The sequence below is a fragment of the Paraburkholderia polaris genome (genome assembly GCF_012927345.1).
GTDB lineage: Bacteria > Pseudomonadota > Gammaproteobacteria > Burkholderiales > Burkholderiaceae > Paraburkholderia > Paraburkholderia polaris.
Map to the genome: position 1 here is coordinate 46,079 of NZ_JABBGJ010000046.1, position 16,831 is coordinate 62,909.

The following is a 16,831-nucleotide window of genomic DNA, read 5'->3' on the forward strand; positions in this document are numbered from 1 at the left end:
CTCCATGTCGTTCGTCCTCAGGTTGCCTTTGGCTCTGTTGCTGGCTCAGTGTTCAGGCTTTCGCCGGTGCGGTGGGAAACGCCGGCAACGGCGCCGGCGCAGCAAAATCGGTCGCCGTACTGACCGCTCGCCAGGCTTCGGCGCTCGCGGCGCGCGCCTTGTCGCCTTCACCGGCGTAATGCAATGCGTCACTACCGAGTAAGAGATGGGCCGGCAATGAATCGTGATACGCAAGTTTCAGGACGACTTGCGCAACCTTCGCGGGATCACCCGTTTCATGGCCGATATGCTGGGACAGCATATCCACCACCGCGCCGACCGATGGCACATAGTCCGGCAGCAACGTCGGCAACGCACCGCTCGCCTCAGTGCCCCAGTCTGTTTTCATGCCGCCAGGCTCGAGCGCAGTCACATGGACGCCGAACGGCGCGAGCTCCTGGCTGATCACCTCGGTAAATCCTCCGACGGCCCACTTGGCAGCCTGATACGCACTCAATCCCGCGATCCCCACACGTCCGCCCACCGACGAAATCTGGATCACGTGGCCAGCTCGTTGTTTCCGTAGCACCGGGAGCGCGGCACGCGTGACGTTAACCACACCATAGAAGTTCGTGTCGATCTGCGCGCGGAAATCGTCCTCGGTGGTTTGCTCGAACGGCGCCAGGTGACCGAAGCCCGCGTTGTTCACCACTACATCGAGCCGTCCGAATGCATCGACCGCGGCCTGCACCGCATTGCGGGCCGCCGCCGGATCCGTGACGTCCAGCGCAACGGCCCGAACCTGCTCGCCATAGCGTGTCAGCAGATCTGCCAACTGACGCGGATCGCGCGCCGTAGCCAGGACGCGCTCACCGGCGCGCAACGCCGCTTCGACAATTTCGCGCCCAAGCCCGCGGGCGCTTCCCGTAACCAACCAGACCTTCGACATCATGTGCTCCTTACATTTTAATGAGCAAGTAATCACTCATTAATTAGACAAAAAATTTAGTTCTGAGCAATCGCGTGCCAGAACGCTTCAAAGCCAGCCTTGCGATAGCGGTCGGCGTCGGCCGGTTCGCGAGCAATGAAATCCATGGTGGTTTCGGCCAGCGCCGCCATGATCGCCGTCAGAAAAGCCGGCGGATGATCACGCAAGGCGCCGCTCGCCACGCTTGCCTGAATCATTGCGTTAATGTCCGCGAAGGACTCCATGCCAGTTGCGCGGGTGCAGTCGGTCAGCCGCTCCGACACGGACAGTTGCGCCATTGCCCGGCGCTTTTGCGGCTGCGCCACGCCCCAATCGACAAACTTGTTCCACACGTGTTGGGCGCGATCGCGCACGCTGGCTTGCTTCGGATAAGTCGTCATCATCACTTCGCGCAGCTCCGCCTTGATGTCCAGGTAGAGCTGGTTCAGCAATTCGTCCTTATTGTCGAAGTAGGTGAACAACGTTCCTTCAGCCACGCCCGCGAGTTTTGCAATGCGTGCGGTGGGCGCGCCCAAGCCCTGCTCAGCAACGACCTCGGCGGCGGCTGCAAGGATGGCGTTGCGTTTGTCTTCGCTTTTCGGACGGGCCATACGCGGTTCGCTTCGATGACAAATAATAAATGAGTGATTGCTCAATCATATCCATGGATGTCTGCTTGTTCAAGCCATTTTTGTTGTTCGACCCTCGCCAGACGGTCATTTGCCCGTGCACCCTCGGAAGGCGAAATGAAAACGTAAGAAAATGTTTTCATCATGCGCCTAAATATATTCAAATCCGTCGGAAATGAAGCGTTCATCGCGCATCGCGTGCAAGCCTAGTAGAGAAATACCCGCTATGTCTTCAGTAAGTGGGATTCCGTCCGATAACCGGTAAATGGGATACCCATTTTTTGCCCGACGTTCGACGCGCTTAGCGATGCGTCTTATGAGAGGCAGGAGGGGAAAACCGCGCGGGGCTGCCACGTTGATCGGCAGCCAGATAGACGCTCCCGTACCCGGACCTGAGAGTCCATTGCGAACGCTTTAACGTTTCGTTATTGGAGAAAAAAATCGTGACACTCAAAAACCTCACCATCAAGACCAAACTCATTGCCGGCTTCGGCATGCTGTCTTTCATTGTCGTCGCGGTTTCCGGCCTTTCCTTGAAAGCGCTGAGCGATTCGACCGATGGATTTTCCACCTTCGTACATGGCATCAACGCACGTGCCGACATGGCGGTGCAGGTTCGAACCGCCGTGGATCGTCGAGCGATCGCGGCGCGCAATCTTGTACTCGTGACCAAACCTCAGGACCTCGAAATAGAGAAAGCCGATGTGACGCGCGCGCACGAAGACGTGCAAACCGACCTGAAAAAGCTCAACGACATGATCGCGAACGCGACTGATACGTCGGAGAAAGCACGCAGTCTCGTTGCCGAGATCAACCGGATCGAAGCGGCTTATGGTCCGGTTGCCCTCAACATCGTCAATCTCGCGCTCAGCAACAAGAAGGACGAAGCGATCGTCGAGATGGACGAGCATTGCCGGCCACTGCTCGCTGCGCTAATTCATGCGACCGATACGTACGCCGACTATACGCGCACACGCCAGGACCAACTGGTCAACGAGTACACGGCGCACTACGAAAACCAGCGCAATCTGCTGATCGCGATCTGCCTCATCGCGTTGGGGCTCGCCGTCAGCGCATGCGTGGTGATCACGCGTGCAGTGACCGGACCGCTGCGTTTCGCGATCGACGTCGCACGCACCGTGTCGGAAGGCGATTTGCGCACGCGCATCACCGTCGAGGGCCGCGACGAAACCAGCAAACTGCTGACCGCCCTGCGCGAGATGAACGAACGGCTGACGGCGATCGTCGGACGCGTGCGCGACAGCAGCACCAGCATCGCCGGTGCGGCACGCCAGATCGCGGCGGGCAATATGGACCTGAGCCAGCGCACTGAGCAGCAGGCGGCCTCGTTGCAGGAAACCGCTTCGAGCATGGAGGAACTCACCTCCACCGTTAAGCAGAACGCCGACAACGCGCAGCAAGGCAGCATGCTAGCTGCGAATGCATCGTCGGTGGCGCAAAAGGGCAGCGAGGTCGTCGGCCAGGTGGTGAACACCATGCACGACATCAGCGACAGCTCGACCAAGATCGCGGACATCACGGGCATCATTGAAGGCATTGCGTTCCAGACGAACATCCTCGCGCTGAACGCAGCCGTCGAAGCCGCGCGCGCGGGAGAACAAGGACGGGGTTTCGCGGTGGTCGCGAGCGAAGTCAGAAGCCTGGCGCAACGTTCATCGAGCGCGGCAAAGGAGATCAAGGATTTGATCGCCAACTCCGTGGAGAAGATCCGCGACGGCTCGGCGCTTGCCGGCGAGGCGGGTAAGACGATGGCCGAAGTGACTCAGGCGGTCGCGCAAGTGACCGACATCATGTCGGAGATCGCGGCGGCATCGACTGAGCAAAGCCGTGGGATCGAGCAGGTCAATCTTGCGATTACCCAGATGGACAACGTCACGCAGCAGAATGCGGCCTTGGTGGAGGAGGCGGCTGCGGCTTCGCGATCAATGGAAGACCAGGGGCAACAGTTGAACGAGGCCGTGGCGTTTTTTCAGGTGAAGGATGCTGCGCCTGCGATGGCGGCGATAGCGGCTGCGCCTGCTCGGCGGGAAGCGCCGCGGCGCGAGGTTGCGGTTCGCGCTGCTCCTAAGCGCGTTGCGCGGGCTACGGCAGTTGCGCCGGTTGCTGCGCTTACTACTGTGACTGCTGCTGCGGATGACGGGTGGGATAAGTTCTGATCGGGCTCTTTCCGATGACGCGTCGCTCGCGGGCGACGCGTGAACAAAGTCACAAGCAATGCTCAACGTAGCAGGCTGCAGGACGACCGCCACACCGGGTTAAAAACCCGAAGCCAGAAACGCGAAAACCGGCGCGTAGCCGGTTCTCACGTAGAAACAGAATCCTCTTGGTGGAGAGGAGGAGGATCGAACTCCCGACCTTCGCATTGCGAACGCGACGCTCTCCCAGCTGAGCTACCCCCCCAACGTGCAAACAATTCTAGCACAAGCATTTTCCGTTTTGCCAAGCCCCTGGGGAGGCAAAACCCGGTGGCAAAACGAGTCGCAAAACATCACTTCGACGGCGCGCCAGCCAGCACCCAATCCACCACCGTGCGGATGTCCGCATCGCTCATCGATTGATGCGCCGGCATCGGAATCATGCCCCATACGCCGGAGCCGCCCTCCTTCACCTTGCGCGTCAATTTTGCCGGCGCTTGCGCATCGCCCTTGTACTTTGCAGCGATCTGCTGGAACGACGGGCCGACCAGTTTGCGGTCCACCGCGTGACATCCCATGCAGGCATTCGAGTTTGCAACGATCTGGCCACGCGGCGCATCGGCGGCACGCGCTGAAGAAGCAAAAGCACCCACCCACGCAGTCACCGTCAACATTGCTGCAACGAAAGCAACGCCCCGCTTCATGGCGTCGTCGCCTTCGGATTGCCCGGATGCACCGAGTTCGAATTGCTGACCGGCGCCGGCGGCTGCTGATCGAGCGGACGCGAGCTCACCGATGAATCGGGAATCGCCCCGACGGTCGGCGCGTTCGCGTCCGGCTGCGAAGCGACGGCCGGCGCGGTCGCCGCCGCAGCCGCAGCCGCCGCCGCTTCCTGCGGCTGGATGTACTGAAACACCTTCACGACCTGCACCACGCCCGGCACGCGGCTCGCGACGTCGGCGCCGCGATTGCCTTCGTCCATCGTGACAAGCCCCATCAGATACACCGAGCCGCGCTCGGCCACGACCTTGAAGTTGTTCGCCGAGATGTTCTTCTCGGCGATCAGCGCGGTCTTCACGCGCGTTTCCAGGTACGTATCATTGGTGCGCGACGAAAACGAGCTCGCCGGCATGATCGCCAGTTCGTTGACGATCGTGTTGACGTTGTTCAAGCCGCGCACGATGGTCTCCGCGCGCTGCTTCGACGCGTCCCCCGCCACTTCGCCGGTCAGCAGCACGCGACGGTTGAACACCGCGACGTTGACGTGCGCGCTGTCGGGCAAGTTCTGGCTGATCTGCGACAGTGCCTTCACCTGCAATTCGCGATCTTCGGTCTGCGCGCCGAGCGTGCGCCGGTCAGTCGCCACCAGCGCGCTGCCGCCCGCCGCGCCGGCAACGGCCAGAAAGCAACCCTGCAACGTCGCGGACAGCCCCGCCGCGAACCCGACCACCAGTACGGTTCTCACCAGTGTCTTCTTGACGCGGAATACGCTCATCAACTAGCTCTCCTTCGGAATCAGTCTCAGTCTTCGCCCAGCAACATGGCATCGATGCCGTCGCACAGACAATGGATGGTCAGCAAATGCACTTCCTGAATACGCGCGGTGCGATCGGACGGCACGCAAATGTGGATATCGGTATCGCTCAGTACTTCCTGCATACGGCCGCCGCCCTTGCCGGTCACCGCGATCACGATCATTTCGCGCTCGTGCGCGGCCTCGATCGCAGCCAGTACATTGGCGGAAGTGCCGGACGTGGTGATAGCCAACAGTACATCGCCCGGCTGGCCGAGGGCCCACACCTGCTTCGAAAAAATCTGCTCGAACGAGTAATCGTTGGCGATGGCGGTGAGCACGGACGTGTCGGTGGTCAGCGCGATCGCCGGCAAGCCCGGGCGCTCACGCTCGAAGCGGCCAATCAGTTCGGCGGCGAAATGTTGCGCGTCGGCCGCAGAGCCACCGTTGCCGCACGCAAGAATGCGGCTGCCGTTGGCAAGCGCGGCGAACATCGTGTCGATCGCAGCGGCGATCGGCATCGACAGGGTTTCAAGGGCTTCGAGTTTGACTGCCGCGCTGTCGCGGAAGTGTTGTTGAATGCGTTCGACTGACATCGAGTCTCTATCTTCTACCGCGAATGGACCGCAATGCGCGGCCGTGTTGTGAAGTCGTGTTGCGAAGTCTTACCGCGCTGATGAACCATGCCGGCAACGCGGTGCGTATGCGTAAAATCATCGCGAAATGCGCTGCTTCCTCGCTGCTTTCCGTATGCCGGCGGCGTTCGCGAGGCCTGCACGCGAGCGCAAGTTTATCGCACTCACGCGCGTTCTCCGCGCACTACGTCAGACTTCGTCGGCGCGAAATGCATCGCGCAGCCAGACGAGCCGGCCCGCTTCGAACGCAATCACGTCGAAACGGCACGCGGGCTCATCTTGCGAACGCCTGCTGCGGGTTGCCAGATAATGCCGCGCGGCACGCACGATACGCTGCTTCTTTTGCCACCCGATGCTCGCCGCCGCGCCGCCGTAATGCTGCTGCGCACGCGCGCGCACTTCGACGAACACCAGCGCGCCGTCACGGTCGCGCATCACCAGATCGATCTCACCGCCCCGGCACAGCACATTACGTGCGACGAAACGCAAACGCTGCCGCTGCAAAAACTCCATCGCACGCGCCTCGAAAGCCGCGCCGACGAGTTTGGACCCGGTTGGTCTCGAAAAGTTGTGCGGGTGGTTTGGGTGGCACAATGGCGGCCTCGTTCCGTCTGTCTGCGTCTTCTGCCTCATGACTCCTCTCTCCGAACTCGCGCAAGGGCAGCAGTACCCTACTGCCGCGCTCTATGTGGTGGCCACGCCGATCGGCAACATCGCCGACGTCACGCTGCGCGCGTTGCATGTGCTCGGGCTGGTGGATCGCATCGCCGCCGAAGACACCCGCAACACAGGCCAATTGCTCGCGCGCTACGGCATCTCGAAGCCGCTCGTCGCGGTTCATCAGCACAACGAGCGGGCCGCGGCGCTGCGCCTGATCGAACATCTGCAAGCGGGCGAACGCGTGGCCTACGTCTCCGACGCGGGCACGCCCGGCATCTCGGACCCCGGCGCGAAACTCGTCGATGCGGTGCGCGAAGCCGGTTTCCCGGTCATTCCACTGCCCGGCGCGAGCGCGCTCGCCACCGCGCTGAGCGCGGCCGGCGACTGGGTCGCGACGTTCTCGTTCCTCGGCTTCCTGCCGCCGAAGGCAAAAGCACGCGCCGCGGCACTGCAACCGCTCGCGAACCATCCGCACGCGATGGTGTTCTACGAAGCGCCGCACCGGATCGTTGAAACCGTTCAAGCGTTGGCCGACGCATTCGGCGGCGAGCGCAAGCTGCTGATCGCACGGGAATTGACAAAGTTACATGAAGCGCTGCATTGCGGCACCCTGGCCGAAGGGCCAACGTGGCTCGCCGCGGATCCGAACCGGCAACGCGGTGAGTTCGTACTGGTGGTGGAGGGCGCGCAGCCGGAAGCCGTCGGCGAACACGATCACGACGCGTTGCTGGGCATTCTGCTGGAAGAGTTGACGGTGAGCAGCGCGGCGAAAGTTGCGGCGAGCATCACCGGAGCGTCGCGCAACGCGCTCTACACGCGCGCTTTGGCGCTGAAGAAAGACGAGGAATAAAGCGGACGGGGAAAGGATGTCCGCCAGCGGATCCAGGCTCGCAGCGCGAGTTAGGACCGCAAGGAATGAGCGGCTGCGTCCAGCTACGGTTGATGAGTAAAAGAAAAGGGCCGCGCGAATGAAGCGGCCCTTTGTCTTTTGGCGAACAACGGCGCGAGTTAGCGCCATGTTGCCCGGCGTCACGAGCGCATCAGAAGAGCGCCCGCAGCCGCTACATTACTTCTCTGCGCTCGAACCCGAGTTCGACGCCAGCGTTTCATTCAGCTCAGTGCGTGCTTCCTGCCGCGTCAATCCTTCGATTTGCACGCGTGCGGTACCGGCATGGCGCATGTCGAGCGCGGCGGCGGCGGCCATCGACAGGTCAATGATCCGGCCACGTGCATACGGACCACGATCGTTGATGCGCACGACGACCGAGCGCGAGGTAGCCGGATTGGTCACGCGAACATACGAGCCGAGCGGCAACGTACGATGTGCCGCGGTAAGCGCGTGCATGTCGAAACGTTCGCCGTTGGCAGTGCGGCGGCCATGGAAGCCGCGGCCGTACCACGAGGCGCGGCCGCTCTGATGAAAGTCCGAAACGCTGGAACTATCGTCAGTAAGCGGCTGAGCATCGGCCAGCGATGTGCCTTGGGCGGCGGCATCGGAGGCCGGCGCGCTACCAAAAGCTTGTGGGCCGAAGGAGCCTGCCTGCGCGTTTTGGGTGCTCAGCGGCACGCCGCTTTCGGACGTGCTGCTCGCTCCCGGGGGCGTGGCACAGCCGGCCAGCACAAAAAAGGCAAAAAGAGTCCCCACACCACGGGATAACCGAGTTTTCATAAGACGTGTAATCAAATTGTCGAGCCGCATCACGCGAAAAGTTGAGCGTGTTGCCTGCGACTCCGGCGGCAATAGGCGACAACGCGCCGCGCAGAAAAGCGCAGTACGTCAAAGCCCGCACGCGGCTTACCCAGCCGCTACCGCACGGTTAATTTTCACGTCTGGCGCAACCTGTCCCCGGCAGCCTGACCAGACCCCACATGCCGCCATCGAACGTGGCAAACACGTTCTTGCGCGCGCAAACTCAGCGCGCAGGAACAGCGGCGTAGGCCCCACCCAGCGTCACGGCATTTAAGTCCGTTGCAGGCGCGCGGCGCCTGGCTGGGTAAGACGTGTGCATCGAAAGCTTCGATACCTGATGGCCGCCCACAACTGCGACAGCCCATACTTGAGTGGCGATCCGCGCGCCCATTTTTGATGGGGACGCATCGCCTTGTGGCATACACAATTCCTTGTGCATGGAGGCCATTATACCCAAAAGAAAATTTTGGGATGGCAACTGACTGAAAACCTTGATGAATTTTCACTCCTGCTGCAAGAATGGGCAGCCGAGAGCCGGCTGTAGCAAGGCCTCAGCGCCCTCGACGAGGGTCGGCGAGACGCCGGTACAATCAACGTTTTTCCAGCGGCGCCGTCATCCATGAAAGTCATCTTGATCCCCGTCACGCCGTTCCAGCAGAACAGCTCGCTGCTCGTTTGCGAGGCAACCGGACGCGCGGCCGTCGTCGACCCGGGCGGCGACCTGGATCTCATCCAGGGTGAAATCGCGCGTCAGAACGTGACGGTTGAAAAAGTATTCCTCACGCATGGCCACATCGATCACTGTGCCGGCGCGAAGACGCTCGCCACGCACTACGGCGTGCCGATCGAAGGCCCGCACCCCGACGAAAGTTTCTGGCTCGACAAGCTGCCGGATCAAAGCACGCGCTTCGGCTTTCCTGCTGCTGAGGCGTTCGAACCGGACCGCTGGCTGCAAGACGGCGAGATCGTGCAATTCGGCAACGAAACCCTCGAGGTCTATCACTGCCCCGGCCACACACCGGGCCACGTGGTGTTCTTCAGCCGCGCGCACCGGCTCGCGCTGGTGGGCGACGTGCTGTTCGCCGGCTCGATCGGCCGCACGGATTTTCCGCGCGGCAATCACGCCGACCTGGTACGCGCGATCCGCGAAAAACTCTGGCCGCTGGGCGACGACGTTGCCTTCGTTCCCGGCCATGGTCCCACCTCCACGTTCGGCGCCGAGCGCCGCACCAATCCGTATGTGGCCGACGGAGTCGAAGCATGAGCAGCGAAATCTATGTGAGCACCGATGTCGAAGCGGACGGCCCGATTCCCGGTCCGCATTCAATGCTCAGTTTCGCCTCCGCCGCGTACACGGAAGACAAGCAGTTGATCGCCACCTTCTCGGCGAATCTCGAATTGCTCGACGGCGCCAAGCCGCATCCGGTGCAGGAAGCATGGTGGAAGACGCAGCCGGAAGCATGGGAGGCCTGCCGCAAGGATTTGCAGGACCCGCAGGCCGCGCTGACGGCCTATGTCGAATGGGTCGAGGCGTTGCCGGGCAAGCCGGTGTTCGTGGCGATGCCGGCCGGTTTCGACTTCACCTACATGTTCTGGTACATGATGCGGTTCGTCGGCCGCTGCCCGTTTTCGTGGTCGGCGCTCGACATCAAGACGCTGGCCTTCGCACTGACCGGCCTGCCGTATCGCAAGAACATCAAGCCACGCTTCCCGAAGCACTGGTTCGACGAACATCCGCACACGCATGTCGCGCTGGACGACGCGATCGAGCAGGGCGCGCTCTTCTGCAACATGCTCAAGGATCTGCGCGCGGTCCAGGCGGCCACGCTGGCGGCCGGTCAAGATGGGGACGGCTCAGGACAAAACGCCGCTGGGGAACGGGCAAATTAGGTAATCTCCCTCGCCGAAGCCGTTTTACATTGCGTTTCGTTTTCGAGCCCTCTACCATGCGTTGATAAGGCGACGCCAACGGAGGCGCAGTTGACACTCGATACGTTCTCGCAAAAAATCCTGCGCCTGCTACAGCTCGACGCACGCCGGTCCGTGCAAGAGATTTCTGACCAGGTCGGCCTGTCGAGCACCCCATGCTGGCGCCGTATCAAGGATATGGAGCAATCTGGGGTGATCCAGCGCTACACGGCATTGCTGGATCGCGAAAAGCTGGGCTTGCACGTCTGCGCGCTCGCGCATATCCATCTCACACGCCACACCGAAGGCGGCGTCGAACAGTTCGAGCGGGAAATCGCCACCTGCCCGGAGGTCACCGAGTGCTACAGCACGACTGGCGAATCCGACTACATCCTCAAGATCGTCGCGCCGGACATCAAGGCGTACGACAGCTTTCTACACGAGCGCATCTTCAAGATTCCCGCCGTCGCACAAGTGCGCACGAGCGTCGTGCTGCGCGAAATCAAATTCGATACGCAATTGCCGCTGTGAGACTGTGAAGCGGCGGCTCGCCCGTTCCGCGCCGCTCGGCTCGAGTGACGTCAGTCAGGCGGCGCTATGTGGTTCGGCTGCCTTGGCACGTGCGATGGCCTCGCGAGGCCCTGCTTGCGTCGAGACACCGCTTTCGGCCGGCAATGCACTCAACCCTTGCAGCACGTTCAGCTTGCGGGCACCCAGGCTGCGCCTGAGCGCGTCCAGATCAATGCGAGCAAGATATGGTGCATCGCTTTGGGCAGTGCGCGACCCCGCCGCCGGCAAAACCACTTCGACATCGAGCCCCGTGCTCAAGTAGTGCATATTGACCGACTCGGCCTTCACGCCACCCGCGGCGAACGCCGCGTTGACTTCGGCGACTACCCGCTCCCGGGTCGGCAGATTGACGGGTGGGTGCGCAACCGCGTCGTTCTCCGGGTCGACATGGATCAGTGCGTCGAGCACGCGGTTGTCGGCCAGCACGCGCAAGCGCGCCGATTCGGCGATGTAGTGCCCTTCCGATACCGAGATCAGCGGGTCGACCAGGATATGCGCATCGACAAGAGCGAAGTCACCCATCTTTCGGGTACGCATTTCGTGCACGTCGCGCACACCGGGTGTCGCCAGCAACAGCGCCCGCATATCGGCGGAGGCGGTTTCGTCGAGCGCGCGGTCGGAAAGATCTTGCAGCGCGTCCCAGCCGAACGTCCACCCCATGCGCGCCACCATAAAGCCGACAATCGCCGCGGCGATGGGATCGAGCAGGCGCACGCCGGCCAGGCTCCCAACAATGCCCAGCGCGACCACCAGTGACGAAGCGGCGTCCGAGCGGGCGTGCCATGCATTCGCAATCAACATTGCTGAACGCACGCGTTGTGCTTCACGCAGCATGTAGCGAAACAGGCTCTCTTTGGAAATCAGCACCAGCACCGCGACCGCGAGCGCGCTCATATGCACGGCGGGGATACTTTGCAAATCGGCGAGACGCGTCCCGGCGCGCCACAACATACCGACGCCGACCACAATCAGCAGCGCACCCAAAAACAATGACGCAACCGTTTCATAGCGGCTGTGCCCGTAATTGTGATCCGCGTCGGGCTTCGCACCGCTGTGCCGATTGGCGATTAGCACGACAAAATCGGAAATCAGATCGGCTAACGAATGGATACCGTCGGCAACCAGCGCCTGCGAATGGGCAAACACCCCGATGACGATTTGCAGCGCCATCAGCACCGTATTGAGCACAATACTGACAAAAGTACTTTTGCGCGCGACGCGATGTTTCTCGGCGGACTGGACGGCGACGGTGGAAGGCATCTCTGAAACGATGTGAAAAGTTCAATGCGTGCATTCTACCCGGTGCATCTCGATATGCGCTGGAGAGACCACAAAAAATCCTTTTAAATCAGCTGCTTATCTAAACGAAAAGCATTCGCGTTCCAGTTTCACGGAGCGCGTGCGACAAAGAGTCACGCAATTTGCAGAGGCAATAAAAAAACCGCGCCCTTGACGGTACGCGGTTTTTTCTGACAACAGCGGCTGCTGCACGCGCCGCTCATTGACAGTAATAGGATTACTTCTGGATCAGAAACTTCTCGCGATCCAGACCTGCGATCCAGCGCGGCGGCTTGCCACGGCCCGACCACGTGCTGCCGCTATCCGGGTCACGATACTTCGGCGCGACGCCTGCGCGCGGACGACCGGCTTTAGCCGCCTTGGCACCACGGCCACCGCCGAGTTCAGCCAGCGAAATGCCGTAATCGGCCATTTTCTGCTTGATCTCATTCAACACTTCTGCGTATTCACGCGACTTTGCTTCTTCGATCTGCTGTTCGAGCTTCTCGCGCTGTGCGAGTAGTTCCTTGTAGGAAGACATAGGTTCCCTTATGGTTTGGATAAATGACTGCCAGTCTTAAGCCAGCTTGCCCTTTGAAGTGATCATGCCTCGGAATTTGATGGCGAGATTAACACAAAATAGAAAAAGCACAAAAGCGCCATCGTAAAATTAATGCCAATTCGTTTCAAAAAATTTCGTTTGAACCTGATGTTACGCAGATTCTTTCAAATAGCTAATTTCGCATTCCGCTGAAAAGCATGGCCGCATATCAGTAATTATTGGATTAACTATCAAAAAATGAAATTTAAGATAGGAAATTCGCACCAACATCTCATGCCATGAAAGCTTTAACATGAAACGTCGAAGCATATTGCGACACATGCGCCGCACCGTTATCGCGGAATGAGTGTTTTCCCGAAACAGCAATCAAACCTTAATTGGCGTGCCGCTGGATGCAATCTTCGAGCGCGGCATGCAAAGTTTCGATATTGCGTTTGGCGTCGTCGAAGGCGAAACGGGTACGCGCACCGCCTAGCTTCAGATCGGCGCCATATCGATCGACGCCGAGCAGTTGAAGTCCCCTGGCACTAGAGGAATGACCAGCGAAGTCCTTGAGCAGCGCGTTTTCTTCATCGAAGCCGAGAGGCGGCAGCGGATCGAGTTCGGTACCGCCGAGCCAGCCCATCGCGCCGAAGCCGCCGATGTAACGCAACCGTTCAAGTCTCATCACCCAGAACGTGAAATCGCCGAGAACCAGGTAGCGTTCCGCGTCCGCGTGATAGCGCAGATAGCGCTGCACGACGTCGGGGGTCGAGTCGACCGGTTCGAACCTGCCGAGCAAGGTGGCGCGCTGGCCGCTCAGCACGTCGCCGTCGGGTGCGTCGACAACCAGAAAGCCGGCGCGCGGGTCGGCGTGCAGGTTGTGCGTATGCTCGGCGAGCCGGCTCACGAGGATCGTCGGGCGGTGCTGAGGGTCCGGTGCGAACGGCAGTACCGAAGGATAAGGAAAGCCTTCCGGCTGACGCGCGTGGGTCGCGAGCGTGCCGATAGAGGCCGTGTGCAGCAAATGCAGTGGAGCGTGAGCGGGAATGTTCAAGTGCGCGACCCTCGATGGATAAGCGTTGGATCAATCCGCCTCAAGCATAAGACAGCGCGCTTCGTTAGAATCGAAAATTCGCTTTCAACGCGCTTTCTTACGCGTCCCCCTCAACGAGATTTCAGTGTCCGACCGCTCCTCCGAATTCGCCACCCTCCCCGCTGCTCATCGCGCGCTCTCCGCCACCGCACGGCAGCGCGCCCGGATCGCCACGATGGCGGTGTTCTTCATCGCCGGCATGATGTACGCGTCGTGGGGGGTGCATGTACCGACCGTGCGCGACCGCTTCCATCTGAATGCGGCGATGCTCTCGTTCGCGCTGCTGGCCGTGGCCGGTGGCTCGATCGGCGCAATGGCGGCGAATGCATCATGGATCGCGCGGGTCGGCACGCGCCGCGCTTGCCTGGCCGGCGGCCTCGCGATGACAGCGTGTGCGGCGCTAATCCTGATTGTGCCGGCTTACTGGATGTTGCTGATCGTGCTGGCCGTCTTCGGTGCCGGCATGGCTACGCTCGACGTCGCGATGAACGCGGAAGCCAGCGCTGTCGAGAAGACACTCGGCAAACCGATCATGTCGTCGTTGCACGGCATGTTTAGCGCCGGCGGGATGTTCGGCGCGGCAGTGGGCGGCGCCTTGTTGGCGCGCGGCATGGCGCCGGCTGTACATCTCGCGCTGGCTGCGGTCGTCAGCGCGCTGGTGCTGATCGCGGCCTGCCCTTCCGTCCTGCCACACGTGCCGCACGCCGATCATCCCGACGCCGCCACGCCACGCGCCAACCGCTGGCGATCACCGGCCTTGTGGGCACTCGGCGCGATGGCGCTGGTCGCGCTGATCGCAGAAGGCGCGATGTACGATTGGGCCACTGTGTACATGCGCGACGTCGTGCTGTCCACGCCGGCTCTTGCGAGCGCGGCCTACGCGGCGTTTTCGGGCGGCATGGCAGCGGCGCGTTTCGCGGGCGACACCGTGCGTGCCCGCTTCGGCGCCCCGCAGCTGGTGATGGCGAGCGCGTCGCTTGCCTGCGCGGGGATGGTCGGCGCGTTGCTGCTGCCGAATCCGGTCGCCGCGCTGATTGGCTTCACGCTGATGGGTCTCGGGCTCGCGAACATGATGCCCGTGCTGTTCGCGGCAGCGGCGAGCGTCAAAGGTATTCACGCGGCCGAAGGGCTCGCGCATGTTGCCGGGCTGGCGTACTTCGGGCTGATGCTCGGACCGGTGATCATCGGTGCGGTGACGCAGGTGACCAGTTTGCCGATCGGGTTGTCCGTGGTGGCCGTGTGTTCGGCGCTGCTCGCGATCGCGGGTCCGAAGGTGCTGCGGCGTTTGAAGATCTGACGCAGACGCGCACTGCTGCTGCATCGGCGAATGTCACGCCATATGAAAAGCCACAACCTTACGTTACGTAACGCGAGGGCTGCACGCTGATGTGTTCCCCGCCACATCGGCAACATCAGCACGTTCCCTACTTCACAGCAACACTCGCAACTCTTTGATTATATTAATTTAACTTTCAAACTGGTCATTCAAACAAAAATGGCATAGGCCTTGCAGTTAGCTCCCCAGCCAGTATCCAAATTACGGGGGAGCAGACCATGAATCGCAATTTCAAACTGTCGGCGATCGCCATGTGCGTGACGTCGATGATCTTACTGACCGGATGCGGAAGCACGACGATCAGACCGAGTGTCCCGAGCGGGTCGGGTAGTGGTTCCGGCAGCGGTTCGGGCTCGGGCTCGGGTTCTGGTTCGGGAAGCGGAACGCCGACGCCCACGCCCACGCCCACTCCGACACCTACGCCCACGCCTACTCCGACGCCGACGCCGACGCCTACTCCGACGCCGACACCTACTCCCACGCCGACTCCGACTCCGACTCCGACACCCACGCCGACGCCGACGCCTACGCCTACACCCACACCGACGCCCACCAGCGCCAATCCGATCGGCGTCGTCGTCCAGAACACCGGCAATGTAGTCACCGCGACCGGCCAAACCGTCTCCGCAGTCGGTAGCCAGATCGGCCTCACGCCGATCCCCGGCGCGAACCCGGCCACCACGACCGCGCTCGGCAACGTCGTCTCGAATCTCGGCGCCGGCGTCACTGCGGTCGGTACAGGCGCGGTGAACGGCCTCGGCCAGCTCGGCAATTCCAAGGATCCGCTCGGCACGACGCTGGCGAGCAGCGGCGGCCTGGTTTATGACGCAGGCCAGGCGGTCAACAGCGCCGGCCAGCTCGTGACGAGTCTCGGCAGCGGTCCCACCGCGCCGCTCAGTCCGCTGACCACGCCACTCGGCAGCACGGTCTCGACGGTCGGCAATGCAGTCAGCGGCCTCGGCACGCAACTGGGCTCGCAGCTGACGAACGGCCCGATCCAGCAAGTGACGCAAACCGTCAGCACCGCAATCACGCCGATCACCGCCACGCTGGCGCAGACGACCCAAACCGTCGGCGATACGACCGGTCTCGGTTCCCCGCTGAACGGTCTGCTGTCGACCATCGGTCATGGCCTTAATAGCGCGGGTAGCCAGGTCAGCAGCGCCACCAACAACCCAATCGGCCAGAACCTCGGCAATGTCGTGACCAAGCTCGGCGACACAGTCACGTCGGCCGGTGGCCTGCTGACCGCGGGCGGCTCGAGCAGCGGCAACCCGCTCGGCGGCCTCACCGGCATTCTGAATCCAGGCGGCAGCGACGGCGCTACGGGCAATCCGCTGGGCGGCACTCCGCTGGCGCCGTTGACAAGCATTCTCACCGCGTTGCCCGGCACTTTGAGCGGCGGCCTGACCGGCGGCAGCGGCTCGGGCAGTCCGCTTGCGCCATTGACCGGCATCCTCAGCACGGTGACTGGCAGCCTCGGTGGGGTCTCCGGCGGTTCGGGCAGCCCGCTTGCGCCGCTGACCAACGTCCTCAGCACGGTGACCGGCAGCCTCGGCGGCGTCTCCGGCGGCTCGGGAAGCCCGCTGGCACCGCTGACCAACGTCCTCAGCACGGTGACCGGCAGTCTCGGTGGCGTCTCCGGCGGCTCGGGAAGCCCGCTGGCACCGCTGACCGGTGTTGTGACTTCGGTCACCGGCGCATTGAGCGGCGCGACGGGCAGCAGCGGCAACCCGCTCGCACCGGTGACGGCAGCGGTGTCGTCGCTGACAGGCGCACTCGGGTCGGCCGCGGGTTCGAGCGGCACCGGCGGGGCCAGCGGCACCAGCAACCCGCTTGCGCCGATTACAGGTCTACTGAGCACCGTCACCGG

General features: G+C 62.0%; 16 protein-coding genes, 1 tRNA gene and 1 pseudogene. 7 read left to right on the plus strand and 11 right to left on the minus strand.

Annotated features, from left to right (window positions below):
* Positions 1-52: 52 nt before the first annotated feature.
* On the minus strand, positions 53-928 hold the full coding sequence (locus tag HHL24_RS34160; protein WP_169489740.1) for an SDR family NAD(P)-dependent oxidoreductase: 876 nt from the start codon (positions 926-928) through the stop codon (positions 53-55).
* A gap of 56 nt (positions 929-984) precedes the next feature.
* Positions 985-1,557 (minus strand): TetR/AcrR family transcriptional regulator, encoded by a 573-nt coding sequence (locus tag HHL24_RS34165; protein ID WP_169489706.1) that lies wholly within the window; start codon positions 1,555-1,557, stop codon positions 985-987.
* Between the two features lie 512 nt (positions 1,558-2,069).
* Here HHL24_RS34165 and HHL24_RS34170 point away from each other — a divergent pair.
* Positions 2,070-3,752: a methyl-accepting chemotaxis protein gene (locus HHL24_RS34170; RefSeq protein ID WP_206003150.1), complete on the plus strand. Its 1,683-nt coding sequence runs from the start codon at positions 2,070-2,072 to the stop codon at positions 3,750-3,752.
* A 168-nt stretch (positions 3,753-3,920) separates the two neighbouring features.
* Here HHL24_RS34170 and HHL24_RS34175 read toward each other — a convergent pair.
* The 5 genes from HHL24_RS34175 to HHL24_RS34195 all read right to left on the minus strand — a co-directional run bounded on the left by HHL24_RS34175 (position 3,921) and on the right by HHL24_RS34195 (position 6,512).
* Positions 3,921-3,996, minus strand: a tRNA-Ala gene (locus HHL24_RS34175).
* Positions 3,997-4,084: 88 nt separating this feature from the next.
* Positions 4,085-4,435 (minus strand): c-type cytochrome, encoded by a 351-nt coding sequence (locus tag HHL24_RS34180; RefSeq protein ID WP_169489708.1) that lies wholly within the window; start codon positions 4,433-4,435, stop codon positions 4,085-4,087.
* Positions 4,432-5,226 (minus strand): BON domain-containing protein, encoded by a 795-nt coding sequence (locus tag HHL24_RS34185; protein ID WP_169489709.1) that lies wholly within the window; start codon positions 5,224-5,226, stop codon positions 4,432-4,434. Before HHL24_RS34185 ends, HHL24_RS34180 begins: the two co-directional genes overlap by 4 nt.
* Positions 5,227-5,252: 26 nt before the next feature.
* Entirely contained in the window at positions 5,253-5,840 is a 588-nt protein-coding gene (locus HHL24_RS34190; RefSeq protein WP_169489710.1) for a phosphoheptose isomerase, read from the minus strand.
* Between the two features lie 228 nt (positions 5,841-6,068).
* Positions 6,069-6,512 carry a YraN family protein gene (locus HHL24_RS34195; RefSeq protein ID WP_169489711.1) on the minus strand — a complete coding sequence of 148 codons (444 nt, stop codon included), beginning with the start codon at positions 6,510-6,512 and terminating at the stop codon, positions 6,069-6,071.
* Between HHL24_RS34195 and rsmI the strand changes: the two genes are divergently transcribed.
* Positions 6,511-7,389, plus strand: coding sequence for a 16S rRNA (cytidine(1402)-2'-O)-methyltransferase (rsmI, locus tag HHL24_RS34200; protein WP_169489712.1), 879 nt, complete (start codon positions 6,511-6,513; stop codon positions 7,387-7,389). The two genes, HHL24_RS34195 and rsmI, sit on opposite strands and share 2 nt — an antisense overlap.
* A 216-nt stretch (positions 7,390-7,605) precedes the next feature.
* Here the strand turns inward: rsmI and HHL24_RS34205 are convergent, their stop codons facing one another.
* Positions 7,606-8,208, minus strand: a complete 603-nt coding sequence (locus HHL24_RS34205; protein WP_407947538.1) for a septal ring lytic transglycosylase RlpA family protein — start codon at positions 8,206-8,208, stop codon at positions 7,606-7,608.
* A gap of 640 nt (positions 8,209-8,848) precedes the next feature.
* Between HHL24_RS34205 and HHL24_RS34210 the strand changes: the two genes are divergently transcribed.
* From HHL24_RS34210 to HHL24_RS34220, 3 genes are all read left to right on the plus strand, one after another.
* Positions 8,849-9,493, plus strand: coding sequence for an MBL fold metallo-hydrolase (locus HHL24_RS34210; RefSeq protein ID WP_169489714.1), 645 nt, complete (start codon positions 8,849-8,851; stop codon positions 9,491-9,493).
* Positions 9,490-10,119, plus strand: a complete 630-nt coding sequence (locus HHL24_RS34215; RefSeq protein ID WP_169489715.1) for a 3'-5' exonuclease family protein — start codon at positions 9,490-9,492, stop codon at positions 10,117-10,119. Before HHL24_RS34210 ends, HHL24_RS34215 begins: the two co-directional genes overlap by 4 nt.
* A 90-nt stretch (positions 10,120-10,209) precedes the next feature.
* A complete protein-coding gene (locus HHL24_RS34220) occupies positions 10,210-10,668 on the plus strand; it encodes an Lrp/AsnC family transcriptional regulator (RefSeq protein WP_012431468.1) in 459 nt (152 codons plus the stop codon).
* Positions 10,669-10,722: 54 nt separating this feature from the next.
* Here the strand turns inward: HHL24_RS34220 and HHL24_RS34225 are convergent, their stop codons facing one another.
* The 3 genes from HHL24_RS34225 to HHL24_RS34235 all read right to left on the minus strand — a co-directional run bounded on the left by HHL24_RS34225 (position 10,723) and on the right by HHL24_RS34235 (position 13,583).
* Positions 10,723-11,967 (minus strand): cation diffusion facilitator family transporter, encoded by a 1,245-nt coding sequence (locus tag HHL24_RS34225; protein WP_169489716.1) that lies wholly within the window; start codon positions 11,965-11,967, stop codon positions 10,723-10,725.
* Between the two features lie 256 nt (positions 11,968-12,223).
* Positions 12,224-12,526 (minus strand): H-NS histone family protein, encoded by a 303-nt coding sequence (locus HHL24_RS34230; RefSeq protein WP_169489717.1) that lies wholly within the window; start codon positions 12,524-12,526, stop codon positions 12,224-12,226.
* Positions 12,527-12,920: 394 nt separating this feature from the next.
* Positions 12,921-13,583 (minus strand): HugZ family pyridoxamine 5'-phosphate oxidase, encoded by a 663-nt coding sequence (locus HHL24_RS34235; RefSeq protein ID WP_169489718.1) that lies wholly within the window; start codon positions 13,581-13,583, stop codon positions 12,921-12,923.
* A gap of 124 nt (positions 13,584-13,707) precedes the next feature.
* Between HHL24_RS34235 and HHL24_RS34240 the strand changes: the two genes are divergently transcribed.
* Together HHL24_RS34240 and HHL24_RS34245 are read left to right on the plus strand one after the other, a co-directional pair.
* On the plus strand, positions 13,708-14,919 hold the full coding sequence (locus HHL24_RS34240; RefSeq protein WP_169489719.1) for an MFS transporter: 1,212 nt from the start codon (positions 13,708-13,710) through the stop codon (positions 14,917-14,919).
* Positions 14,920-15,176: 257 nt separating this feature from the next.
* Positions 15,177-16,445 (plus strand): annotated as a pseudogene (locus HHL24_RS34245) (collagen-like triple helix repeat-containing protein); the annotation flags it as partial.
* Positions 16,446-16,831: the final 386 nt, after the last annotated feature.